At 66.4% G+C, this 22422-nt stretch carries 20 protein-coding genes; 12 read left to right on the top strand and 8 right to left on the bottom strand.

Annotated features, from left to right (window positions below; all coding sequences use genetic code 11):
* Window positions 1-75: 75 nt before the first annotated feature.
* Genes BOS5A_RS12830 through BOS5A_RS12815 form a run of 4 tightly spaced genes read left to right on the top strand, consistent with a single transcriptional unit; the run spans window position 76 to window position 3277 of the window.
* On the top strand, window positions 76-741 hold the full coding sequence (locus BOS5A_RS12830) for a pyrimidine 5'-nucleotidase (protein ID WP_151955997.1): 666 nt from the start codon (window positions 76-78) through the stop codon (window positions 739-741).
* Window positions 738-1559: a 2,3,4,5-tetrahydropyridine-2,6-dicarboxylate N-succinyltransferase gene (dapD, locus tag BOS5A_RS12825; RefSeq protein WP_151955473.1), complete on the top strand. Its 822-nt coding sequence runs from the start codon at window positions 738-740 to the stop codon at window positions 1557-1559. The genes BOS5A_RS12830 and dapD overlap by 4 nt, the downstream gene beginning before the upstream one ends.
* 30 nt (window positions 1560-1589) lie before the next feature.
* Window positions 1590-2558, top strand: a complete 969-nt coding sequence (gene glpX / locus BOS5A_RS12820) for a class II fructose-bisphosphatase (RefSeq protein WP_151955472.1) — start codon at window positions 1590-1592, stop codon at window positions 2556-2558.
* Complete coding sequence (locus tag BOS5A_RS12815) at window positions 2558-3277, top strand: CPBP family intramembrane glutamic endopeptidase (protein ID WP_151955471.1); 720 nt, start codon at window positions 2558-2560, stop codon at window positions 3275-3277. Before glpX ends, BOS5A_RS12815 begins: the two co-directional genes overlap by 1 nt.
* On the opposite strand, the gene BOS5A_RS12810 is transcribed toward BOS5A_RS12815, so the two are convergent.
* From BOS5A_RS12810 to BOS5A_RS12790, 5 genes are all read right to left on the bottom strand, one after another.
* Window positions 3274-4035 carry an ABC transporter permease gene (locus tag BOS5A_RS12810; protein WP_151955470.1) on the bottom strand — a complete coding sequence of 254 codons (762 nt, stop codon included), beginning with the start codon at window positions 4033-4035 and terminating at the stop codon, window positions 3274-3276. The two genes, BOS5A_RS12815 and BOS5A_RS12810, sit on opposite strands and share 4 nt — an antisense overlap.
* Before the next feature lie 94 nt (window positions 4036-4129).
* Entirely contained in the window at window positions 4130-5059 is a 930-nt protein-coding gene (locus BOS5A_RS12805) for an ABC transporter ATP-binding protein (protein WP_151955469.1), read from the bottom strand.
* A 118-nt stretch (window positions 5060-5177) separates the two neighbouring features.
* Complete coding sequence (locus BOS5A_RS12800; protein WP_234419329.1) at window positions 5178-5912, bottom strand: DsbA family protein; 735 nt, start codon at window positions 5910-5912, stop codon at window positions 5178-5180.
* Window positions 5909-7306 (bottom strand): M48 family metalloprotease, encoded by a 1398-nt coding sequence (locus BOS5A_RS12795; RefSeq protein WP_151955468.1) that lies wholly within the window; start codon window positions 7304-7306, stop codon window positions 5909-5911. Before BOS5A_RS12795 ends, BOS5A_RS12800 begins: the two co-directional genes overlap by 4 nt.
* A gap of 149 nt (window positions 7307-7455) precedes the next feature.
* Window positions 7456-10080, bottom strand: a complete 2625-nt coding sequence (locus BOS5A_RS12790; protein WP_151955995.1) for an Rne/Rng family ribonuclease — start codon at window positions 10078-10080, stop codon at window positions 7456-7458.
* Between the two features lie 528 nt (window positions 10081-10608).
* On the opposite strand from BOS5A_RS12790, the gene BOS5A_RS12785 reads away from it, so the two are divergent.
* Window positions 10609-11799, top strand: coding sequence for an N-acetylmuramoyl-L-alanine amidase (locus BOS5A_RS12785; protein WP_151955467.1), 1191 nt, complete (start codon window positions 10609-10611; stop codon window positions 11797-11799).
* A 195-nt stretch (window positions 11800-11994) separates the two neighbouring features.
* On the opposite strand, the gene mnmA is transcribed toward BOS5A_RS12785, so the two are convergent.
* Entirely contained in the window at window positions 11995-13131 is a 1137-nt protein-coding gene (gene mnmA / locus BOS5A_RS12780; RefSeq protein WP_151955994.1) for a tRNA 2-thiouridine(34) synthase MnmA, read from the bottom strand.
* Window positions 13132-13259: 128 nt separating this feature from the next.
* Between mnmA and BOS5A_RS12775 the strand changes: the two genes are divergently transcribed.
* The 3 genes from BOS5A_RS12775 (at window position 13260) to BOS5A_RS12765 (ending at window position 14256) form a co-directional block, all read left to right on the top strand.
* Entirely contained in the window at window positions 13260-13487 is a 228-nt protein-coding gene (locus BOS5A_RS12775) for a hypothetical protein (RefSeq protein WP_151955466.1), read from the top strand.
* 108 nt (window positions 13488-13595) lie between these two features.
* On the top strand, window positions 13596-13895 hold the full coding sequence (gene sciP / locus BOS5A_RS12770) for a CtrA inhibitor SciP (RefSeq protein ID WP_151955465.1): 300 nt from the start codon (window positions 13596-13598) through the stop codon (window positions 13893-13895).
* 103 nt (window positions 13896-13998) lie between these two features.
* Window positions 13999-14256: a GlsB/YeaQ/YmgE family stress response membrane protein gene (locus BOS5A_RS12765; RefSeq protein ID WP_151955464.1), complete on the top strand. Its 258-nt coding sequence runs from the start codon at window positions 13999-14001 to the stop codon at window positions 14254-14256.
* 67 nt (window positions 14257-14323) lie between these two features.
* On the opposite strand, the gene BOS5A_RS12760 is transcribed toward BOS5A_RS12765, so the two are convergent.
* The gene (locus tag BOS5A_RS12760; RefSeq protein WP_151955463.1) at window positions 14324-15052 is read right to left on the bottom strand and encodes an SIMPL domain-containing protein; all 729 of its coding nucleotides are present in this window, start codon (window positions 15050-15052) and stop codon (window positions 14324-14326) included.
* A 218-nt stretch (window positions 15053-15270) separates the two neighbouring features.
* On the opposite strand from BOS5A_RS12760, the gene BOS5A_RS12755 reads away from it, so the two are divergent.
* From BOS5A_RS12755 to BOS5A_RS12740, 4 genes are all read left to right on the top strand, one after another.
* Window positions 15271-16467, top strand: a complete 1197-nt coding sequence (locus BOS5A_RS12755; RefSeq protein WP_151955462.1) for an efflux RND transporter periplasmic adaptor subunit — start codon at window positions 15271-15273, stop codon at window positions 16465-16467.
* A gap of 4 nt (window positions 16468-16471) precedes the next feature.
* Complete coding sequence (locus BOS5A_RS12750; protein ID WP_151955461.1) at window positions 16472-19681, top strand: efflux RND transporter permease subunit; 3210 nt, start codon at window positions 16472-16474, stop codon at window positions 19679-19681.
* Window positions 19682-19861: 180 nt separating this feature from the next.
* Window positions 19862-21127, top strand: a complete 1266-nt coding sequence (locus tag BOS5A_RS12745) for a DUF445 domain-containing protein (RefSeq protein ID WP_234419328.1) — start codon at window positions 19862-19864, stop codon at window positions 21125-21127.
* 13 nt (window positions 21128-21140) lie between these two features.
* Complete coding sequence (locus BOS5A_RS12740; RefSeq protein ID WP_199857364.1) at window positions 21141-21599, top strand: VOC family protein; 459 nt, start codon at window positions 21141-21143, stop codon at window positions 21597-21599.
* Between the two features lie 91 nt (window positions 21600-21690).
* Here BOS5A_RS12740 and BOS5A_RS12735 read toward each other — a convergent pair whose 3' ends face one another.
* Window positions 21691-22371 (bottom strand): HAD family hydrolase, encoded by a 681-nt coding sequence (locus tag BOS5A_RS12735; protein WP_151955460.1) that lies wholly within the window; start codon window positions 22369-22371, stop codon window positions 21691-21693.
* Window positions 22372-22422 lie beyond the last annotated feature (51 nt).

The raw sequence follows: 22422 nt of genomic DNA, 5'->3' as shown, positions 1-22422 counted from the left end.
CCGATATGGGAGCGATTGCGACAATCGGAAGGGGTTTGCTTGCCCCGCGTGACCCGCAGCTTTAGGGCCGGCGCCATGCAGGCGCGGCTCGATCATGTCCGGAACTGGATCTTCGATCTCGACAACACGCTGTATCCGGCGAGCGCGCGGCTGTTCGACCGAATCGACGCGAAGATGACCGCCTATGTCGCCGATCTGCTGGGGCTGGAGCATGACGCGGCCTACCGGGTGCAGAAGGATTATTTCCTCGCACACGGGACGACGCTCGCCGGACTGATGGCGCGCCATGATGTCGATCCGCACCATTTTTTGGCCGATGTCCACGATATCGAGATGGACGTGCTGGAGGAAAACGCGCCGCTCGCCGCCGCCATCGCGCGGTTGCCGGGACGCAAGATCGTCTTCACCAATGGCGACGGCCCCTATGCGCTCCGGGTTCTCGAACGGCTGGGCCTGCGCGAGACGTTCGAGGGCATTCACGATATCCACGCGATGGATCTGCGCCCCAAGCCCGAACCGTCTGCCTATGCCGGGCTTTGCGCGGCGTTCGATCTGAACCCGCGCCAATCGCTCTTCGTCGAGGATATGGCGCGCAACCTGAAGCCCGCAAAGGCGATCGGCATGACGACCTTGTGGGTCGACAACGGCTCCGAACAGGCGGCGGACGGCGACCGCAGCTTCATCGATTTTACCACCCATGATCTGACCGACTGGCTGCATTCGGTGCTGGAGGACGCATGAGCGAGGATTTGGCCGCCACGATCGACGCCGCGTGGGAGGACCGCGCGGCGATCGGTTTCCAGACGATGGGCGAGACGCGCGTCGCGGTCGAGCGCGCGCTGTCGATGCTCGATGCAGGGACGGCGCGGGTTGCGGAGCCGGATGGGGCAGGCGGCTGGCAGGTCAACCAGTGGCTGAAGAAGGCGGTGCTGCTGAGCTTTCGCCTCAACGACAATTCGCTCATCGATAACGGCCCCGGCGCGGGCCACTGGTTCGACAAGGTGCCGTCGAAGTTCAGCGGCTGGTCGGAAGGCGAGTTCCGCACCGCCGGCTTCCGCGCGGTGCCGGGCAGCATCGTGCGCCGCGGCGCGTTTGTCGGGAAGGGCGCGGTGCTGATGCCGAGCTTCGTGAACATCGGCGCCTATGTCGGCGAAGGCACGATGGTCGATACCTGGGCGACCGTTGGCAGTTGCGCGCAGATCGGGAAAAATGTCCATCTGTCGGGCGGCGCGGGGATCGGCGGCGTGCTCGAACCGCTCCAGGCCGACCCCGTCATCATCGGTGACGGCGCGTTCATCGGCGCGCGCGCGGAAGTGGCCGAGGGCGTGCGAGTCGGCGAGGGCGCGGTGCTGTCGATGGGCGTCTATCTCGGCGCGTCGACCAAGATCATCGACCGCGCGACCGGCGAAGTGTTCCGCGGCGAGGTGCCGCCCTATTCGGTGGTCGTGCCGGGATCGACCGGCGGCGGCAACCTCGCGCTCTACTGCGCGGTCATCGTCAAGCGGGTCGATGCGCAGACCCGCGCCAAGACCAGCATCAACGAACTGCTGCGCGACTGATCCGCGCCAATGACAGCTGAGGGGATAAGAATGACGACGGCAAGCAAGGTTCTCGACCGCGTGCTCGTGCTCGAGATGGTGCGCGTGACCGAGGCGGCGGCGATCGCTGCGTCTGCGCTCACCGGGCGCGGCGACGAGAAGGCGGCCGATGCCGCCGCGGTCGAAGCCATGCGCGAGGCGCTGAACGAACTCTACATGGACGGCACCGTCGTGATCGGTGAAGGCGAGCGCGACGAGGCGCCGATGCTGTTCATCGGCGAAAAGGTCGGCTCCGCGATCGGCAAGGGGCCCAAGATCGACATCGCGCTCGATCCGCTGGAAGGCACGACGATCTGCGCCAAGGCGGGACCGAACAGCCTCGCGGTGCTGGCGATCGCGGAAGAGGGCAACCTGCTCAACGCGCCCGACGTGTATATGGACAAGATCGCGGTCGGGCCGGGCTTTCCGGCGAACATCATCGACCTCGACCGGACCCCGACCGAGAACGTCACCGCGATCGCGGCGGCCAAGGGCGTGAAGCCCGCGGAGATCATCGCCTGCGTGCTCGATCGCCCGCGCCACGAAGCGCTGATCGCCGAGCTGCGCACGATCGGCTGCGGGGTGATGCTGATCGGCGACGGCGACGTGGCGGGCGTCATCGCGACCTCCGATCCGGATACGACGATCGACGTCTATATGGGCTCCGGCGGCGCGCCGGAGGGCGTGCTGGCGTGCGCGGCGCTGCGCTGCGTCGGCGGACAGTTCAAGGGGCGGCTGTTGTTCCGCAATGAGGACGAACGCGGGCGGGCACGCAAATGGGGGATCGAAGACCTCGATCGCCAGTATGATCTGACCGAGCTCGCCAAGGGCGACTGCATTTTCGCGGCTACCGGGGTGACCGACGGATCGCTGCTGGAGGGCGTGAAGCGCAAGGCCGGCAAGATGACGACCGAGAGCGTCGTCATGCGCGCCTCGTCGGGCACGGTGCGGTGGGTGAAGGGCGAGCACCGGCTGGGCTGATGCTGGCGGTCGTCCTGCTGCTGGTGGCGCTGGCCAGCTTCGGCTGGTTCCTGCGCGGTGATCGATCCGAATATGCGCGGATGAAGGCGCTGACCGATACGCGCGAGCGGCAGAGGCGTTACTGGGTCTGGACGGTGAAGGCGTTCCTGCTCTTCGGCGCGCTGAGCGTCGTGGAGCTGGTATTGCTCGGGCGCGCGGATGCGCCGCTTCGCTTCCCGGACGAGTTCGCGGGCGTCGCGGCTGGGTTGCCGCAGCTCGATGATTTTTCGCTGCTGCCCATTGCAGGCGCCGCAGTGATCGGCGGGATCGTCGGGTCGGTCGTGGTGGGGTTCATCGAGCGTCGTCGCAAGACCGCGGTCAAGGTCGGGGACTTCGACGCGCTCCTGCCCCGCAACGGGCGCGAGATGGCGTTTGCCGCGCTGCTCAGCGTGAATGCCGGGCTGAGCGAGGAGATGTTCTTCCGTCTGTTGATCCCGTTGCTGGTGATGGTGTTGACCGGCAGCGCGGTCGCCGGGTTCGCCTTCGCGGCGATCCTGTTTGCGGCGGCGCATCTGTATCAGGGCTGGAAGGGCGTCGCCGCCACCTTCGTGCTCGGGCTGGTGATGACCGGCTTCTATCTGTTTTCCCGCAGCCTGTTGGTCGTGATCGCCTTTCACGCGATCATCGATCTCAACGCGCTGATCGTCCGCCCCGCGCTGGGCCGCCTCATAAGGACCTAGCTCTTCATCCGCCAGCCGGTGCGGAAGATCCACACGATCAGCCCCATGCACAGCGCCAGGAACGCCGCGGTGACGGCGAGCGATATGCCGACATCCACATCGCCCTTGCCGAAGAAGCTCCAGCGAAAGCCGCTGACCAGGTAGACGACCGGGTTGAACAGGCTGACCGTCCGCCACGGCTGGGGCAGCATGTCGATCGAGTAGAAGGCGCCGCCCAGGAAGGTCAGCGGGGTGATGAGCAGCGCGGGGATGAAGTTCAGCTGCTCGAAGCCGTTGGCCCAGATGCCGATGATGAAGCCGAACAGGCTGAACGCGATCGCGGTCAGCAGCAGGAAGGCGATCATTGCGGCGGGGTGCGCGATGTTCAGCGGCACGAAGAACGCCGCTGTCGCCAGGATGATGAGGCCGAGGACGACTGATTTCGTGGCGGCGGCGCCGACGAAGCCGAGCACCATCTCGAACGCCGACACAGGCGCGGAGAGCAGCTCATAAACCGTGCCGGTGAATTTCGGGAAGTAGATGCCGATCGACGCGTTCGAGATGCTCTGGGTCAGGAGCGAGAGCATGATGAGGCCCGGCACGATGAAGCTGCCGTAGCCGACCCCGCCGACCTCCTGCATCCGGCTGCCGATCGCGCCGCCGAAGACGATGAAATAGAGCGAGGTGGTGAGGACCGGGGTGACGAGACTCTGCCACAACGTGCGCAACGCGCGCGCCATTTCGAAGCGGTAGATCGCCCAGACGCTGTGCGGGTTCACTGGCCATACCCTGCGTAAAGATGTGCTCCCGCGAAGGCGGGAGCCCAGACTGTATCCCCGCCTTTGCGGGGATACATTATGGCGAGAGAAGCCCTCATGCCCGCTCCCCCACCAGATCTACGAAAATATCCTCGAGGCTCGACTTCGAGGTTTCGAGGTCCTTGAAGCCGATATGCAGTTCCGCGAGCTTGCGCAGGAGCGAGGGGATGCCGGTGTGCTCCTCGGTCGCGTCGAAGACGTAGCGCAGCGTCTTGCCGTCGTTGACAAGGCTCAGGTCCCAATCGTCTAGCTCCCCGGGAAGCGTGGCCATCGGCTCGGCGAGCGTCAGGTCGAGCTCGCGCTTGCCGAGCTTCCGCATGAGGACGGCCTTGTCCTCCACCAGCAGCAGCTTGCCCTTGTCGATGACGCCGACACGGTCGGCTATTTCCTCGGCCTCCTCGATATAGTGCGTCGTCAGGATGATCGTGGTGCCGTGTTCGCGCAGGCGGTGGACGAGCTTCCACATGTCGCGGCGCAGGGACACATCGACCCCGGCGGTGGGTTCGTCGAGGAACAGGATTTCGGGTTCGTGGGCGAGCGCCTTGGCGATGAGGACGCGGCGCTTCATGCCGCCCGACAGTGTCATGATCTTCGCCGTGCGCTTGTCCCAGAGCGACAGATCGCGGAGCACCTGCTCGATATGCGCGGGGTTGGCCGGCAGGCCGAAGAGACGGCGGCTGTAGGTAACCGTCGCGAGCACCGTTTCGAACATGTCGACCGACAATTCCTGCGGCACGAGGCCGACGCGGCGGCGCGCGAACTTGTAGTCGTGGATCGCATCATGCCCGGCGACGGAGATCGTTCCCGATGACGGCGTGACGATCCCGCAGATGATGCTGATGAGCGTCGTCTTGCCCGCGCCGTTCGGGCCGAGCAGCGCGAAAATCTCGCCCTTGTTGATGGTGAGATCGACGGCGTGAAGTGCGGTGGTGCCGCCGGCATAGGTCTTCGCGACGCCGGCGACGCTGAGGATCGGATCGGTCATGGAGTCTTGGACGCCCCTTCGTCATGCCGGACTTGTTCCGGCATCCACTGTGCCGCGCCCATTCAGCTTCGAATATGCGGTGCAGTGAACCCCGGAACAAGTCCGGGGCAATGGAAAATCACGGGTTCCGCGCGTCGGCGATCGCCTTTTTCAGCGCATCATAGGGCAGCGCGCCGGACAGCACGCGATCACCCACCACCCAGCTCGGCGTGCCCGTCATGCCGAGACGGCCGGCCATCTCGAGGTTGTCGCGGATGAGGTTGTCGGCGCGGGGGTCGATCTTGGCGGGGTCGATGCCGGCCTTTGCGGCGGCGGCGGCGATGGTCTGCGCCGAGACGGAGCCGGCGGCGTAGAGCGCATCGTGGAAGGGCTTGAACTTGCCTTGCGCAGCGGCAGTAAGCGCGACGCGGGCGGCGGCGCGGCTCGTCTCGGCGAGGACGGGGAGTTCCTTGAAGACGACGCGCACATTGGGGTCGTCCTGCACGAGCCGTTCCACGGTCGGCAGCATCGCGCGGCAATAGGTGCAGTTATAGTCGTAATATTCGACCAGGGTCACGTCGCCCTTGGGGTTGCCGATCCACGCATTGCCGAATGGCGTGGTGATCGCGGCGCGGTTGTCCTGCACCACTTTCGAAAACTGCTTGTCCTGCAGTTTCTGCATCGCCTCGGGAATCAGCTCCGGGTTCGCAAGCACGTAATCACGCACGACCTGTTCGACCCGCGCCCGGTCCGCGCCCCCAAGCCCGGACGGCGCCATCTGGTCAGCGATATACATGCCGCCCGCGCCGAAGATCAGGCCCAGCGCGACCATGCCGAGCATGAGGCCGCGGTTGTTCAACTGGCGTTCGTTCACCGGCGCTTCTTCTTGTTGTCGTCCAGATCGTTCTGCGCGGTCATCGCGATGTCCTGCGCGCGGATCCAGTCGGGGGTGTTGGGCTTGATGCCGGCCATCGCGGTCCTTGCGCTCTGGGCGGCGGTGCGGCTGTCGCCGGTGAGGCTGGCCTGTTCGGCCGAGGCGAGCGCTGCGTGCGCGGTGTCGCCCGACGCCTCATAGGCCATGCCGAGCTGATACCAGCCGAACGGATTGTCGGTATCGCGCGCGACCGCGAGGCGCAGGACACGCACCGCCTCGGGATAGTTCGCCTTGTCCTCGGTCGCGATCAGCGCGTGGCCATAGGTGGTGGCGATGAGCGAATTGTTGTTCGATCCCGCGGTCGCTGCTTTCAGATAGGAGAGCGCTTCCCCGGGTTTGCCCGCTTCCAGCAGGATCTGGCCGCGAATTTCCTGGAAATAGGGATCGGTGGGGTCGGCCTTCACCAGCGCGACGGCTTCCGCATCCGCCTTGTCCGGGTAGCCACCCTTGTGGAAGGCATAGGCGCGCGCATAATGGGCATAGAGGCTCTGGTCGCTTTCCGGATAGTCACGCATGGTTCGCGACGGCTCCATGACATAGCCCTCCAGCTTCGCCTTCACCCGCTTGAACCGCTCCTCGAGCCCCGCGTCGGGCGCCTTGTTCCAGGCGGGTTGTGCCTGAAGATCGGCGGTCATGTTCTGGATGCGCTCGCCCGACAGCGGGTGGGTCTGCATGAACGGATCGATATTGCTCAGCCCGTAGCGATATTCCTCCTGCTGGAGCACCTTGAAGAAGCTCAGCATGCCTTTGCCGGAAACGCCCGCGGTGCGCAGATACTTGACCGCGCTGGCGTCGGCCGTCGCTTCCTGGGTGCGGCTGAAGGCGAGATACTTGCCCATCGCCGCCTGCTGACCGGCGGCGAGGATTCCCGCGCCGGCATCGCCCGCCCCCGCTGCCATCGCGGCGAGCCCGAGGACGAGGCTGAGCACGGTGATGCCCATCGCGGGCTTCGCACCCTGATCGCCGGTGACGACATGGCCGTCGGCGATATGGCCGAGTTCGTGTGCGATCACGCCCTGGACCTGGTTGGCGCTCGATGCCGCCTGGAGCAGCCCTGAATGGACATAGACGATCTGCCCGCCAGCGACGAAGGCGTTGATCGAATCGTCGTTGATCAGGACGACCTTGACGGTGTTGGGCGAGAGCCCGGCTGCCCTGATGAGATCGCGCGACATGTCCGCGAACAGCGCCTCGGTCTCGGCATCGCGCAGGATCGACTGCGCGCGCGCCGGCGACGTCCACAGCAACGAGAGCATGACGAGGCTGGCGAACAGCCGGCGGACGCCAGCAAGCAGACCGAAGGTCTTCGTCGTTCCGGAGGTTTCAGCCTGCATCGTGCGACCACAGCACAATCGGGGTGCGCGCGACAACCGTCATGCGGTGCATGCCTGGCGACGCCGGCCTGAATGTTGCGTGAAGCGGATGCGAAAAGACCGGCCGCGACGGTGTCGCGACCGGTCCTTTTCCTGTCCGTTTTCGACGATCAGGCGCCGAAGGTGCGCTGCCACCAGCCGCGGCGCGGGGAGCCGTCGCCGTTGTTCTGATCGCCTTCGGCTGTCGCGTCCGCATCCGCCACATTCGCCGCGGCGTCATTGGCTGCGACCGGAGCCTCGGCAGCTGTCTCCACCGCGGGAGCCGCTTCGTCTGCCGCAACATCAGCCTTCTTGCGACGCGTCCGCTTGGGCTTTGCCGGTGCTTCCGCGTCGGCGGCTGGCTCCGCAACGACCGGCGCCTCGGCCGCGGGAGCGGCCTCCGCATCGGCCTTCTTGCGACGCGTGCGCTTGGGCTTGGCGGGCGCCTCCTCGGCGACCGGTGCCTCCGCTGCCGGCTCAGCGGCAACCTCGGCCTCGACCGGAGCGTCGATCGGCTTGCGCGCACGCGGGCGGCGTCGGGTCTTGGGGGCCACAGCCTCCTCGATCTCTTCGGCGACCGGTGCCTCGGTGGAGACGATCGCCGTCACCGCGTCGATCGGCGCCGCCTCTTCGTTAGCGGCCGGGGCATCGCCGCGGCCTTCGCCCCGACGTCCGCCGCGACGACCGCGACGTCCCCGGCGGCGACGGCCCTCGCCCTCGCCGCGGGTTTCGCCGTCGGCTTCGGCCTCGACAGCCTCGACGTCATCGCCATCCTCGTCAGCCGAAACCTCGCCGGCTTCCGCGGATTCGCCACCCACGTCACCCTCGCCCTCGGGACGGTTGCGACCGCGGCGACCACGACGGCGACGGCGACGGCGGTTGCCGCCCTCGCGGTCTCCCTCGGCCTCGCGACGCTCTGCGCGGGGAGCGTCGTCGGCCTCGTCCTCGTCCTCGATCTCGACCTCGTCCTCGATATCGTCCTCGATATCGTCTTCGGGTTCCTCGATCAGTGCCTCGAACTTGGGTGCATAGGCGGGCGGCGGGCCGGACGCCTCCACCGACATGCGCGCGCCTTCCTGCTCGCCGTCGGGCAGGATCTCGACGCGTACGCCGTAGCGATCCTCGATCTCGGCGATGTCGGCGCGCTTGCGGTTGAGCACATAGACCGCCGCCTCGACGCTGGCGCGCAGCGTCAGGATCGAACCACGGCCGCGCGCCGCCTCGTCCTCGATCAGGCGCAGCGCGGAAAGGCCGGCGGAGGAGGCGGTGCGGACGAGTCCGGTGCCCTCGCAGTGGGGGCAGGCGCGGGTGGAGGCTTCGAGCACGCCGGTGCGCAGCCGCTGGCGGCTCATTTCCATGAGCCCGAAGCTGCTGATGCGGCCGACCTGGATGCGGGCGCGATCGTTCTTCAGCGCCTCCTTCATCGCCTTCTCGACCTTCCGGACATTGGAATTGTTGTCCATGTCGATGAAGTCGATGACGACCAGGCCCGCCATGTCGCGCAGGCGCAGCTGGCGCGCGATTTCCTGCGCAGCCTCGAGGTTGGTCGCGGTCGCTGTCTGCTCGATATTGTGCTCGCGGGTCGAACGCCCCGAGTTGATGTCGATCGAGACGAGCGCCTCGGTCGGGTTGATGACCAGATAGCCGCCCGACTTCAGCTGGACGACGGGGTGATACATCGCGGCGAGCTGATCCTCGACGCCCGCGCGCTGATAGAGCGGGACGGGATCGCTGTAATGCTTCACCTTCTTCGCGTGGCTGGGCATCAGGAGCTTCATGAACTCCTTGGCCTGGCGATAGCCGTCATCGCCCTCGACGATGACCTCGTCGATCTCCTTGTTGTAGATGTCGCGGATCGCGCGTTTCATCAGGTCGCTGTCGCCGTAGACGAGCGCGGGGGCGGCGGACTTCAGCGTCTCTTCGCGGATGCCGTCCCAAAGCCTTGCGAGATAATCGAAGTCGCGCTTGATCTCGACCTTGGTGCGCTGAAGCCCCGCGGTGCGGACGATGCAGCCCATCGAGGGCGGCAGCGCCAGTTCGGCCATGATCGTCTTCAGCCGCTTGCGGTCGCCCGCATTGCTGATCTTCCGGCTGATCCCGCCGCCGTGCGACGTGTTGGGCATCAGCACGCAGTAGCGACCGGCGAGCGAAAGGTAGGTGGTGAGCGCTGCACCCTTGTTGCCGCGCTCTTCCTTCACGACCTGGACGAGCAGAACCTGACGGCGGCGGATGACGTCCTGGATCTTGTAGCGACGCCTGAGGTTCATGCGGCGCTGGCGCAGCGCCTCGACCTGATCGTCATTGCCGTTCGACTTGCGCGCGGGCTTCGCGTCGCCCGCGTCATCGTCGTCGTGGGCCTCGTCGTCTTCGTGGCCGCCATCGTCGTCGAAGCGCTCGATCGATTCCTCGTCGATGTCCTGCGCGTCGTCGTGATCGTCTGCCTCGTCCTGCTCGGCGCGCAGCGCGGCCTCTTCGGCGGCGTGCTCGGCCTCCTCGCGCAGCAGCGCCTCGCGGTCTTCCTTGGGGATCTGATAATAGTCGGGGTGGATTTCGCTGAACGCCAGGAAACCGTGGCGATTGCCGCCATAATCGATGAACGCCGCCTGGAGCGACGGTTCGACCCGGGTTACTTTCGCAAGATAGATATTGCCCTTGAGCTGCTTGCGCTCGGCACTTTCGAAATCGAACTCCTCGATCCGGTTACCCTTGACCACCGCCACGCGGGTCTCTTCCCGGTGGCGTGCGTCGATCAGCATGCGCGTTGTCATTATAAAGTCTCCACGCGCGCGGACGGCCTGTCGGCCCGGTCGGCGCGCGATGATTGGGCGCGGGCAGGGGAACTCCCCCGCAAGCGCAATTCGGGATGAATGCCTTCGTTCGCGGCGCATGCCGGGGCGATGGGCCCGGGCGCAGGCTCGGGTCCGCGCGTCCGCCGGCACTGGCCTGGCGGGATCGGGACTTGAGGAAATGCGGCATGCGAACGTCAACCTGATGACACCCGCCCCTAGGAAAGCCCGGGCGGGCGGTTAGCCGGGCACCGCGCATACGACGCGCAGTTTTCGGTCGATAACCGGCCTAGCATTGCATCGCTCGCGCATCAACTGGCAGGTTGTTGCCGGCAGAGCGGCAGAAAAATGCCGAACGCCGTGTTAACCCAGTCCGGCAACCGTGATTTCAGCCCATCAGCGCTACCCCGTTTTCGCCGCGTATCGGCGAGCGCAAGAGGTGGGTTGGCTATGCAATTTCGCTGGACCGGGAACAGCCCCACGCGCCATGGTCGCGCGATGGCGATGCTGATCGCGTTCCTGACGAGCCTGTTTCTCGGCACCCCCGGCTTCGCTGCGACCGTGCAGCATGTCGCGGTGGCTGATGGCCGCATCGTCATCCGCTTCGACGACGCGGTCGAGCGTGCCTCGGCCTTTCTCGTCGACGGGTCGCGCCGGATCGTCGTCGACGTCAGCGGTGCGCGGCCCGGCGCGCGCCATAGTTTCGACGGCACGGTCGCATCGGTGCGCGAAGGCGCGCGGGGTTCGAACGGCGCGCGCGTGGTGTTCGATCTCAATCGCCCGACCGTGATCGCCGATGGCGGATTCCAGGACGGCGGGACGTCGCTGGTCCTGACGTTGCGCGATGTCGATGCCGCACGCTTTTCTAGCGCCAGCCTGGCGGGGCCGCTCGATTTCCTGTCGTTCGACTGGGGAAAGGCGAAACCGCGCTACAAGCTGTCGATCCCGGTGCCCGCCGCCTCGAAAGTGATCCTGCCCGACGTGCAGGGCGATGCCGACCGTCCGCTCGTCGTCATCGATGCAGGGCATGGCGGGGTCGATCCCGGCGCGATCAACCCGGTGACGGGACTGCGCGAAAAGGACGTGACGCTGAAGATCGCGCAGGCGATCCGCGACGCGCTTCTGGCTTCCGGCCGGGTGCGGGTCGCGCTGACGCGGGACGACGATCGCTATCTGATCCTGCGCGAACGCTACGGCATCGCGCGCAAATTGCACGGCGACCTGTTCATCTCGATCCACTGTGACAGCGTGGGATCGGAGGACGCGACCGGTGCGTCGGTCTACACGCTGTCCGAGGTCGCTTCCGACAAGGAAGCCGCGCGTCTCGCGAGCCGTGAGAACAAGGCCGATATCATTGCCGGGGTCGATCTCGGTCGTAGCAATGCCGACGTGTCGTCGATCCTGATCGACCTGACCCAGCGCGAGACGATGAACGCGTCGGCCGGGTTCGCCCGCCTGCTGGGGCGCGAGGCGAAGCCGCTCATTCCGACCAAGGCGATCTTCCACCGCATGGCATCGCTGATGGTGCTGAAGGCGCCCGACATGCCATCCATCCTGTTCGAGACGGGCTATATCTCGAACCCCGCCGACGCGACGTTCTTGGATAGCGCCACGGGGCGCGCGAAGATCGCGGAAAGCGTGAAGCGCGCGGTGGAGGTGCATTTTGCGCGGGCGATGGCGTCGCGGTAAATGCTGTTTCGGAACTGTGTGGAACCGACAGCGCTTCGCGCCTGATCGATCCTCCCCTGGAAGGGGAGGTGGCAGAGCGCGGCGCTGACGGAGGGGTGTCGCCCTCTCGATAGCGCGATACCCCTCCACCAGCTTCGCTGGTCCCCCTCCCCTTTCAGGGGAGGATTGAATCGAGCGCCGTCGCCGGGATGACGATCAGGAAGCCAGTGCCAGTTCGCCCGCCTCGAACGCAGCCTCCGTCGCATCGATCCAGCCCCCGCCGAGCACGCGGTCGCCATCGTAGAGCACCGCGGCCTGGCCGGGGGAAACGCCGTATTCCGGGGCTTCGAAAACCAGCCGGTCGCCGTCCATCCGCGCCGGTGCCGGTTTCGCCATCGAGCGGACCTTGGCGAGCAGCGGCCGATCGAGCGGGCCGAGGATGTTCATGTTCGACAGCCGCGCGGCGCCCACCGCGAGCGCTGCGCGCGGGCCGACGATGACGCGGTTCGCCTGCGCATCGAGGCGGACGACGTAGAGCGGTTCGGGCGTGCCGCCGATCTCCAGACCGCGGCGCTGACCGACGGTGAAATGGATGATGCCGCGATGTTGCCCGAGCGTGCGGCCGTCCAGATGGACGATCTCGCCGGCAAGCTCCGCCTCCGGGCGCAGCTTTTTCACCAGTCCGGCATAGTCGCCGTCGGGGACGAAGCAGATGTCCTGGCTGTCGGGCTTGGCGGCAATGCCGAGGCCGATCTCGGCCGCGATCTCGCGAACCCGCGTCTTTGGCAGCGCACCCAGCGGGAAACGCAGGAAATCGAGCTGCGCTGGCGTGGTCGCGAACAGGAAATAGCTCTGGTCGCGTGCCGGATCGGCACCGCGGCGGAGTTCGGCGCCTTCGCGGCCGATGACCCGGCGGACATAATGCCCCGTCGCGAGGCAGTCGGCACCCAGATCCCGCGCCAGCCGGAACAGATCGGTGAACTTCGGCCCCATATTGCACTGGACGCACGGAATGGGCGTGCGTCCGGCGAGATATTCGTCCGCAAAGTGATCGACGACCGTCTCGCGAAAGCTGCTTTCGTGGTCGAAGACATAATGCGCGATGCCGAGCGTATCGCAGACCGCGCGTGCATCGCGGATATCGCGCCCGGCGCAGCACGCGCCGGCCCGCCCGACCGCCTCGCCGTGATCGTAGAGCTGGAGCGTGACGCCGATCGTTTCTGCGCCCGTCCGCGCGGCGAGTGCAGCCACGACCGAGCTGTCGACGCCGCCCGACATGGCGACGACGATGCGGCGTCCCGACAGGTCGCCGTCCAGCTGAAAATCTATGGCTTCCGTCACGGCCGCGCACATAGGCGCTTGGGCCACGAAGCGCAAAGTAACCTCTCTCAACGAAGCGTTTCACCCGCCTTTACCGAGCCTTCAGACCCTGCGGCTAAAGCGGAGTCGGCCGATGGCGGCGCACAGCGAAAGCGGATGATTTGGATCTCGGTTTTTCCCGGTTCGACAAGGATATGGTGGTCACCACGCTGCCGGCGGACCTCGCGGTCCTGCTGGTCGGGGTGGCGGCGCGCCAGGCCGGATCGCCGACCGCCGCGAACTATGCGCGACTGTTGAATGCGCCGGTTGAACCGACGCTGCTCGCACCGCTCCACGGCGCCTTCAACGGTCCGGTCGCGGCGCGTCAATTGCGATGGAAAGAGGAATGAAGGGTCCGTTTACCGTGGCGCTTTAGCCGATCTTCAGGCGGCTGCCGCTACACCACCGACATGAGATTTGGAGAGGGGGCCCCCCGCCCCGAACCAGAGGTTGCACCAATGATCCAGAACCAGAAAATCCGCCCCGCAAAAGTGATCGGCCCGCTTGGCGAGTCGCTCACGATCGAAACGCTGCCGCCGCCGTCCACGACGCGGTGGGTGGTGCGTCGCAAGGCGGAAGTCGTCGCTGCGGTCAACGGCGGTCTGCTGAGCGTGGACGAGGTCTGCGATCGCTACGGCCTGACGGTCGAGGAATTCGCCGGCTGGCAGCGCGCCATCGACCGCTCCGGCATGCCGGGGCTGCGCGTCACGCGCATCCAGCATTATAAATCGCTCTACGAGCGCCAGCAAAAATACTGAAAAGTTGATCCACGTTTAAAACGCAAGCGGAACAATCCTCCCCCTCGCGAGTAATTGCACCACGGCCCGGATGTGGCGGGCTAGCAACGCAGGGGAGTTTATCATGGGTCTCATCATCTGGCTCATCATCGGCGGCGTCATTGGCTGGATTGCCAGCATGATCATGCGCACCGATGGTCAGCAGGGCATCCTGCTCAACATCGTCGTGGGCATCGTCGGCGCGTTCATCGGCGGCCTGATCTTTTCGGGCGGATCGATCAACAATCAGCCGCTGACGCTCTATTCCTTCCTCGTGTCGCTGCTGGGTGCCGTCATCCTGCTCGCGATCGTCAACCTGATCCGTCGCGGCAGCGTGCGCTAAGCGCCGACCGCCTTCGGACAGAGCATGCGGCCGCCCGATCATTCGGGCGGCCGTTTTGCTGTACGCCTCAGCGCAGCGCGAAACGCACCGCCAGCGTCACCGACAGGTCGGTTTCGCCCGGCAGCACGATCGTGTCGGATTCAGCCTTCGCGCGCGCCATATACATGACCGGCGGGCGCGGACCCCCGCCCGCATCTTCGCCATTCTCGCTGATCGACACGATCCGTTCGACCCGCAGCCCGGCGGCGCGCGCATAGAGTTCGGCGCGGGCCTTTGCGCGCGTGATCGCGTCGGTGCGCGCCTCGTCCAGCGCCGCTTCGGGCTTGTCGACCGACATTGACGGGCCATCGATCTGGTTCGCACCCTCGGTCACCAGCGTGTCGAGAATCCGCCCGCTCCTGCCGATATCGCGAAACTTCACGCTGACGCTGTTGGTCGCCTGATAGCCGGTGACGACCGGCGGCTGATTTTCGGCATAGCGATATTGCGGGGACAGATTCACCGCCGCGGTGGAAAGATCGCGATCAGCGACGCCGGCGCTTTTGAGCGCGGCGACGACCTTTGCCATCCGGCTCGCATTTTCGGACACGGCGGCGGCGGCGGTCTTTGCCTGGGTCACGACTCCGGCGCGAATGGTCGCGATGTCGGGCGTGCGCGTAACGCGGCCGGTGGCGGTCACCTCCAGCAGGGTCGCATCGGCGGGCAGAGGGGTTATGCCCGTCGCCGTCTGCGCCATCGCGGCGACTGGGAGGGCGGCGAGCAGGGGAAGCGCCGAAAGCGCGGCACGCAGGATCATGGGTTCACTCCTCGGTCGTCGACATCCTGCCGACAGGACGCCGCCCTAGCGTGGGGCAGCAATACGCAGGCTTAACCGATACGCTTGTAAAACGAACGCGCTAGGCGCAGAAATCGCCGCGAGCGCACCGTGCCCCCTTGAGGTCGGTGCTTTATTTTTATAATACACGTGGCAGGGCAATGCTGCGGCGAAGAGCCGGGACGGGGAAAGTGACGGGAATGAGCTACGAATCGGGCAACCTTGAGGGTGAGCCGCTGGCGATCGAAGGACCCGACGCGCCCCGCAGCCGTCGCCGGCTGTTCGTCGGCGCCGGCATCGTCGTCATTGCCATCCTGATCGCTGTGTGGGCCTTTTCCGGCGGCAAGAAGGACGGCGCCAAGACGTCGGGCGTGCCCGTCGAGCAGGTGCCGAGCGTCACCGTCGTCGTGCCTGGCCGTCACACCGTCGATCGCACGATCAACGCGACGGGCAGCCTTGCCGCACGGGTCGACATGCCGGTGGGCGTCGCTGGCGAAGGCGGCTTGGTGACGCGCGTGCTCGTCCAGCCGGGTCAGTGGGTCGGTGCAGGACAGGTGCTCGCGACGGTCGATCGCTCGGTGCAGACCCAGACTGCGGCGTCGCTTGACGCGTCGGTCGCGGTCGCGCGGTCCGATCTTGCCATCGCGCAGTCGAATCTCGACCGTGCGAGCAAGCTGGTCGATCGCGGGTTCATCTCGAAGGCCGATCTCGAACAAAAGGCTGCGACGCGCGATGCGGCGGCGGCGCGTGTGAAGGTCGCGCAAGCGCAGCTTTCGGAGACGCGCGCGCGCAACGGCCGCCTCGATATCCGCGCGCCGGCGGCTGGCCTCGTGCTCACCCGTGCGGTCGAGCCGGGGCAGATCGTCGGGGCGGGGTCGGGCACGCTCTTCCGCATGGCGAAGGGCGGCGAAATGGAAATGCGGGCGCAGCTGGCCGAAACCGATCTGATGGGCCTGCCGGTCGGCGCGCAGGCGCAGGTGACTCCGGTCGGCGACACGAAGGCGTTTCCCGGCCAGGTCTGGCAGGTCTCGCCCGTCATCGATCCGCAGACGCGGCAGGGCATCGCGCGCATCGCGCTGAAATACGATCCCGCGCTGCGTCCGGGCGGCTTTGCGTCTGCGACGATCGTCGGCGGCGCCGCGCAGGCGCCCGAACTCCCGCAATCGGCGATCCAGAGCGACGATGCCGGCAATTTCGTGTATGTGATCGGCGCCGGTGACAAGATCGAACGGCGTGGCGTGAAGATCGGCACCGTGTCCGACAATTCGGTCGCGATCGCTGACGGCTTGAACGGAACGGAGCGGGTCGTGCTGTCCGCCGGCGCGTTCCTTAACCCGGGGCAGAAGATCAAGCCGGTGGTCCAGAAGGCGGCAGTCGCTGCTGCCGGTGCGGAGTAGGGGCATGAATTTCCGCAACATTTCCGCCTGGTCGATCCGGAACCCGGTTCCGTCGATCGTGCTGTTCCTGATGTTGACGGTCGCGGGAATCGTCAGCTTCATGCGGATGGACGTGAACAACGATCCGGACATCGATTTCCCGGTCGTCATCGTCTCGATCAGCCAGCCGGGCGCGGCGCCGACCGAACTGGAGAACCAGGTCACCCAGCGCGTCGAGGCGGCTGTGCGTTCGCTCCAGGGCATCGACGAGATCAGCTCGGACGTCCAGGAAGGCGAATCGACGACCGTCATCCAGCTCAACATCGGCACACCGATTGACCGTGCGGTGGAGGATGTGCGCAGCGCGATTAGCCAGATCCGCGGCAATTTGCCCGAAGGCATCCTCGAGCCGCAGATCATGCGCGCCGACACGACCGATAACGACCTCGGCAGCTATTCGGTCATCGGCACCGACATGACGATGGAGCAATTGAGCTGGTTCATCGACAATACGGTGGCGAAGGAATTGCTGTCGGTGCCGGGCCTGTCGAAGGTCGAGCGTAACGGCGGCGTCAGTCGCGAAATTCGCGTTATCCTCGATCCGGCGAAGCTCCAGTCGTTCGGGCTGACCGCAACCGAAGTGAACCAGCAGCTGCGCCAGGTGAACCTGAACGCCGCGGGCGGGCGCGCGGAGATCGCGGGATCGCAGCAATCGGTGCGTGTCCTCGGCAACGCGAAGAACGCGTATCAGCTCGGCCAGACGCAGATTTCGACCGGGCTTGGCCGGACGATCCGCCTCGTCGACGTGGCGCAGGTGCGCGATCTCTATGCCGAGCCGCAATCGGCCGCGACGGTCGATGGTCGCCCCGTCGTCAGCTTCGACTTCAAGCGCGCGAAGGGCGCGTCCGACGTCAGCGTCTTCAAGGGCGCGCAGGCGAAGCTCGCCGCACTCGAAAAGCGCACGCCGAACGTGAAGTTCAAGCTGCGCGACAATGGCGCGAAATATGCCGAGGAGCAGTATGAAAGCGCGCTCCACGCGATGATCGAGGGCGCGGTCCTCGCGGTCGTCGTGGTGTTCCTGTTCCTGCGCGACTGGCGCGCGACGATCATCTCCGCGCTCGCGATCCCGCTGTCGGCAATCCCCGCCTTCTGGTTCATGGACTTGCTGGGCTTCACGCTCAACCAGATGACGCTGCTAGCGCTCAGTTTGGTGGCGGGCGTTCTGGTCGACGACGCGATCGTCGAGATCGAGAATATCGTCCGGCATATGCGGATGGGCAAGAACGCCTATCAGGCATCGATCGACGCGGCGGACGAGATCGGTCTCGCGGTGCTCGCGACGACGATGGCGATCGTCGCGGTGTTCCTGCCGGTCGGGTTGATGCCCGGCATTTCGGGCCAGTTCTTCAAGAATTTCGGCCTCACCGTCGTCGTGTCGGTGCTGATGAGCCTTGCGGTCGCGCGCCTAGTCACGCCGATGATCGCCGCCTATTTCCTGAAGGCGAGCGGGCATGCGAGCCACGGCGAGAATGCGATGATGCGCGGCTATACGCGGCTGCTCGCCTGGACGCTGAACACCGAAAAGGCGCAGCGCGTGCGGGATGGTGCGGGCTGGCTGAAGCGGCGCGCGGCGCGCTTCGTCGATCACCGGGTATGGATCGTCGGGGTCGGCGTGCTCGCGTTCATCGCGACGATCGCCTGTTTCATGATGCTGCCGATGACCTTCCAGCCGGCGCAGGACAATGACCGCAGCACGGTAAGCGTCGAGATGGTGCCTGGCACCACGCTGGAGGATACGCGCAAGGTCGTGGACCGCGTCGCGGCGCTGCTGCGCAGCCAGACGACGATGGTCGAATCGGTCTATGCGCGCTCGTTCATCGGCAGCGGCCGCGTGACCGCGACGCTGCGTGACGACCGGCCGATGAAATCGACCGAGTTCGAACGCAGTCTTGCGCCGCAGCTCGCCAAGATTCCCGATGCGCGCGTGAACTTCCAGTCGCAGTTCGGCTGGGGCGGCAGCAACCGCGATCTGTCGATCACGCTCGGCGGGGACGACCCGGTGCAGCTGCGCCAGACCGCGAACAAGATCGTTGCGGAAATGGCGAAACTGCCGACGCTCGTGGCGCCGCGCATTTCGGGCGATCTCAACCGTCCCGAAATCGTCATCCGGCCGCGCATGGACCTGGCCGCCAATCTGGGCGTGACGACGCAGGCGCTGTCGAGCGCGATCCGCATCGCGACGCTTGGTGACATCGACCAGAACAGCGCGCGATTCTCGCTCTCCGATCGCCAGATCCCGATCCGCGTCGCGCTCGATCAGTCGGCGCGCGAGCGGCTCTCGACGATCCAGAACCTGCCCGTGCAAACGCAGAGCGGCGGGTCGGTTCCGCTGAGCGTCGTCGCCGAGATCGGCTTCGGCGCCGGCCCGACCAAGATCCAGCGCAACAACCAGCAGCGTCAGTTGACCATCGGCGCCGATCTGGCGCCCGGCATCGTCAGCAGCGTCGCGCAGAAGCAGATCCACGCGCAGCCGACGATGTCGCACCTGCCGCTGGGCGTGAACGAGATCGTCCTCGGCCAGTCGAAATGGCAGGCGGAGATGATCAACAACTTCATCATGGCGGTGATTTCGGGCATTTTCCTGGTCTTTGCGGTGCTTGTGCTGCTCTATCGCCGCCTGCTGCCGCCGCTGGTCAACATGGGCTCGCTGCTGCTCGCCCCGCTCGGCGGGCTGTTAGGCCTGCTGGTGACTGGGAATCCGGTGTCGATGCCGGTGTTCATCGGGCTCCTCATGCTGCTCGGCATCGTCGCGAAGAACTCGATCCTGCTGATCGACTTCGCGCTTGAGGAGATGGGCAAGGGCGTTCCGGTGCGCGAGGCGATCCTCGATGCCGGGCACAAGCGGGCGCAGCCAATCGTGATGACGACCGTCGCGATGGTTGCGGGCATGATCCCGACCGCGCTGTCGATCGGCGGCGACGGATCGTGGCGCGCGCCGATGGGCATCACGGTGATCGGCGGACTGACGCTCTCGACGCTGCTTACGCTCATCATCGTGCCGGCGGCGTTCAGCCTGGCGGTCGGGGTGGAGCGCTGGGTCGGGCCGAAGCTCGGCCGGCGACTGCTTACCTATCGTCCGGGCGACGACGGCTCGACGCTGATCGGTCCGGTCGCGCCGCACGGCACGCTGCCGCCGGCGCCGGGACGGCTGGAGGGGCCGCAGCCTGCGGAGTAAAAATCCTCCCCGGCACGGGGAGGGGGACCATGCGCCGCATGGTGGAGGGGGTCCGCCACGAACGGATCGCTCGCGGCGGGCCCCCTGCACCACGCCGCTACGCGTCGCGGTTCCCCTCCGCGTGCCGGGGAGGATCTCATCGCCCTTGAACATTCCCCGGTTTCGGGGATTGTTCCGGGCATGACCCTTCCTTTCAGCCGGCGCCCGACCCACGAGGCCGCTCCTGCCGGGCTGGTGCGGATGCGCGTCGTCGCGACGGGGCTGCTCGTCTTGATGGCCGTGACCTACGCGCTCGCGCGCTGGCAGGAACCGGCGCATCCCGCATTCGGCTTCGTCCGTGCCTTTGCCGAAGCGGCGATGGTGGGCGGGCTCGCCGACTGGTTCGCGGTGACCGCGCTGTTCCGTCATCCGCTCGGCCTGCCGATCCCGCACACAGCGATCGTCCCACGCAACAAGGACCGGATCGGCGAAACGCTCGCCAGCTTCCTGCGCAATAACTTCCTTGTGCCGGCGGTGGTCGCGCGGCGGATGCGGCGGCTCGATATCGCCTCGGCCGCCGGCCGCTGGCTCGCCCAGCCGCCGGGCGGACCCGGCCGGCTGCGCCGCGGCGCATCGCGGCTGGTGGCGGAGATGCTCCAGGCGTTCGATCAGGACCGGCTCGGCGGACTCGTCAAGTCGACGGTCGCGCAGCGCTTGCGCCAGATGGAGGTCGCACCACTGATCGGCCAGGCGCTGACCGCGGCGATTGCCGAGAACCGCCACGTGCCGCTGCTCGACGGCATCGTCCGCTGGGCGGGCAGGGTGCTTGCGGCGAACGATCACCTGATCCGGGCGATGGTGCATGAGCGCGCCGGATCGATCATGCGCTGGACAGGGCTCGACGAGACGCTGTCGAACAAGTTGATCGACGGGCTCGACCAGCTCCTCGCCGACATGGCCGACGATCCGCACCACCCGCTGCGCGACAAGGCCGAGGAGGGGCTGGCGGTGCTCGCCCATGACCTCCAGCATGACGCCACGATGCGACTGCGGGTGGAAGCGCTGAAGCTCGATCTGCTCGACAATCCCGCGATGCAGCGCTGGATCGACGGCATGTGGGAACAGATGCGTGGCGGGATGCTCAAGATCGCGCGCGATCCCGACGCGGCGATGGCCGGGCGGCTGGGCGAGATGCTGCGCGAACTCGGCGAGCCGCTCCAGCACGACCCGAAGCTGCGCCGCACGATCAACCGCTTCGTCCGCCGCGCTGCCGTCGGCGCCGCCGCCGACTATGGCGACGCGATCGTGCGCCTCGTGTCCGACACGGTGCGCGGGTGGGACACCGGCACCATCACGCGGCGGCTGGAGAACGCGGTCGGGCGCGACCTGCAATATATCCGGATCAACGGCACCATCGTTGGCGGGCTGGTCGGGCTTCTTATCCATCTGGTCGATGTGGGAATTTGAAGGAGGTTGAACGATGGCGCGGGAATCTGGCGCTGTAGCAATTGACCATATGGGGTTTTCGGTCGCGTCACTGGACGAGGCGGTGGCGTTCTGGACCGATGCAATGGGTTTCGAGCTTGTCCGCACCGGCGAGATGGGCGGCAGTTTTCTCCGGGATGTGACCGGAGTGGACGATCCTCATTGCAGAATGGCCGTCGTGGTTTCGCCGGAGGGATATGCGATCGAGCTTCTCGAATATTCGAAGTCCGACACGTTGGACCGAGCGCCTGAAAGCGCGGGCGCAATCGGCGCTGCGCACATTGCCGTTTCCGTTGCCGACATCGAAACGGCATTGGAAAGGATCGAGGCACATGGCTGGCACGCCAAGGGGTCGCCGCAACCCGTTCCAGCCGGGCCGCGCGCCGGTACGGTCGTTGTCTATGTGTCGGGGCCGGACAACATACACATCGAACTCATGCAACCGCCCCGGTAAATCACCTTGCCCGCGGACCTCTGCGCTGGCCGCTGGAGAAGAGCCGAAGTGGCGGCCACCGGTTTGGCGACCGAACGAACGGCGCTGTGCCCTATCTCTCCCAATCCAGCACGGTCCACCCGCGCTTGCTGGCGAGCGATCGCAGCGGGCCGTGGGCGTTGACCGCAAAGGCTTCGTCCGCCCATTCGAGGACGGGCGCGTCGGAGACATGGTCCGAATAGAAGCGGATGTGGCTTGTCTTGCGGCCGATGGCTTGGCCGCGCATCCAGTCCTCTATCATGCGCAGCTTGACCGGGCCGTAGCAGTTCTCGCCGGCGATGCGCGCGACGATGGCGTTTTCGGCGCCGGTCATCGTCTCGGTCCCGATCGTGTCGTCGAAGCCGAGTTGCGCGGCGATGGCGCCGGCGTAGAAGCGGTAGGATGCGGTCGCCATGACAAGGCGGTAGCCGGCGGCGCGATCGGCCTCGATCTGCGCGCGCGCGCCGGCAAACACCCCCGATGCCACGACACGCGCCGCGAAATCGTCGGCCACGCGTGCGGCGTCATCGGCGCGGAGCGATCGGCCCAGCAGCATCGCCTGCGTCCACTGTTTCAGCCGCGCGCGATCGATCAGCCGCGCTGTATAGGCGAGACCGGCAAGCCCGGCCACGGGCAGCAGCGCGAGCCGCCACGGCGCGAGCGTGCGTGCCGCCGCGATCAGGAACGGGGTCCATGTCGGCAGATGGGTGATCGTGCGATCCATGTCGTAGATCGCAAGCTTGTGGGTGGTCATGATTTCGTCCCTGTCGCGGAACGGCTTGCCGTCGCCAGCACTTTCCCGCAA

The organism is Sphingomonas sp. EC-HK361 (genome assembly GCF_902498785.1).
Classification (GTDB): Bacteria; Pseudomonadota; Alphaproteobacteria; order Sphingomonadales; family Sphingomonadaceae; genus Sphingomonas.
Note: the sequence above shows the minus strand (reverse complement) of the source record. Positions and strands in the feature narration are given on the sequence as shown.

What these genes read in the sequence shown, in the direction of transcription:
- mnmA (WP_151955994.1), bottom strand. Translation starts at nt 13,131, where the DNA reads ATGTGCGCGGCCGTGACGGAAGCCATAGATTTTCAGCTGGACGGCGAC.
- BOS5A_RS12745 (WP_234419328.1), top strand. Translation starts at nt 19,862, where the DNA reads ATGACCCTTCCTTTCAGCCGGCGCCCGACCCACGAGGCCGCTCCTGCC.
- BOS5A_RS12740 (WP_199857364.1), top strand. Translation starts at nt 21,141, where the DNA reads ATGGCGCGGGAATCTGGCGCTGTAGCAATTGACCATATGGGGTTTTCG.
- BOS5A_RS12765 (WP_151955464.1), top strand. Translation starts at nt 13,999, where the DNA reads ATGGGTCTCATCATCTGGCTCATCATCGGCGGCGTCATTGGCTGGATT.
- BOS5A_RS12785 (WP_151955467.1), top strand. Translation starts at nt 10,609, where the DNA reads ATGGCGATGCTGATCGCGTTCCTGACGAGCCTGTTTCTCGGCACCCCC.
- BOS5A_RS12755 (WP_151955462.1), top strand. Translation starts at nt 15,271, where the DNA reads ATGAGCTACGAATCGGGCAACCTTGAGGGTGAGCCGCTGGCGATCGAA.
- BOS5A_RS12750 (WP_151955461.1), top strand. Translation starts at nt 16,472, where the DNA reads ATGAATTTCCGCAACATTTCCGCCTGGTCGATCCGGAACCCGGTTCCG.
- glpX (WP_151955472.1), top strand. Translation starts at nt 1,590, where the DNA reads ATGACGACGGCAAGCAAGGTTCTCGACCGCGTGCTCGTGCTCGAGATG.
- BOS5A_RS12805 (WP_151955469.1), bottom strand. Translation starts at nt 5,059, where the DNA reads ATGACCGATCCGATCCTCAGCGTCGCCGGCGTCGCGAAGACCTATGCC.
- BOS5A_RS12830 (WP_151955997.1), top strand. Translation starts at nt 76, where the DNA reads ATGCAGGCGCGGCTCGATCATGTCCGGAACTGGATCTTCGATCTCGAC.
- BOS5A_RS12760 (WP_151955463.1), bottom strand. Translation starts at nt 15,052, where the DNA reads ATGATCCTGCGTGCCGCGCTTTCGGCGCTTCCCCTGCTCGCCGCCCTC.
- BOS5A_RS12790 (WP_151955995.1), bottom strand. Translation starts at nt 10,080, where the DNA reads ATGCTGATCGACGCACGCCACCGGGAAGAGACCCGCGTGGCGGTGGTC.
- sciP (WP_151955465.1), top strand. Translation starts at nt 13,596, where the DNA reads ATGATCCAGAACCAGAAAATCCGCCCCGCAAAAGTGATCGGCCCGCTT.
- BOS5A_RS12795 (WP_151955468.1), bottom strand. Translation starts at nt 7,306, where the DNA reads ATGCAGGCTGAAACCTCCGGAACGACGAAGACCTTCGGTCTGCTTGCT.
- dapD (WP_151955473.1), top strand. Translation starts at nt 738, where the DNA reads ATGAGCGAGGATTTGGCCGCCACGATCGACGCCGCGTGGGAGGACCGC.
- BOS5A_RS12815 (WP_151955471.1), top strand. Translation starts at nt 2,558, where the DNA reads ATGCTGGCGGTCGTCCTGCTGCTGGTGGCGCTGGCCAGCTTCGGCTGG.
- BOS5A_RS12735 (WP_151955460.1), bottom strand. Translation starts at nt 22,371, where the DNA reads ATGACCACCCACAAGCTTGCGATCTACGACATGGATCGCACGATCACC.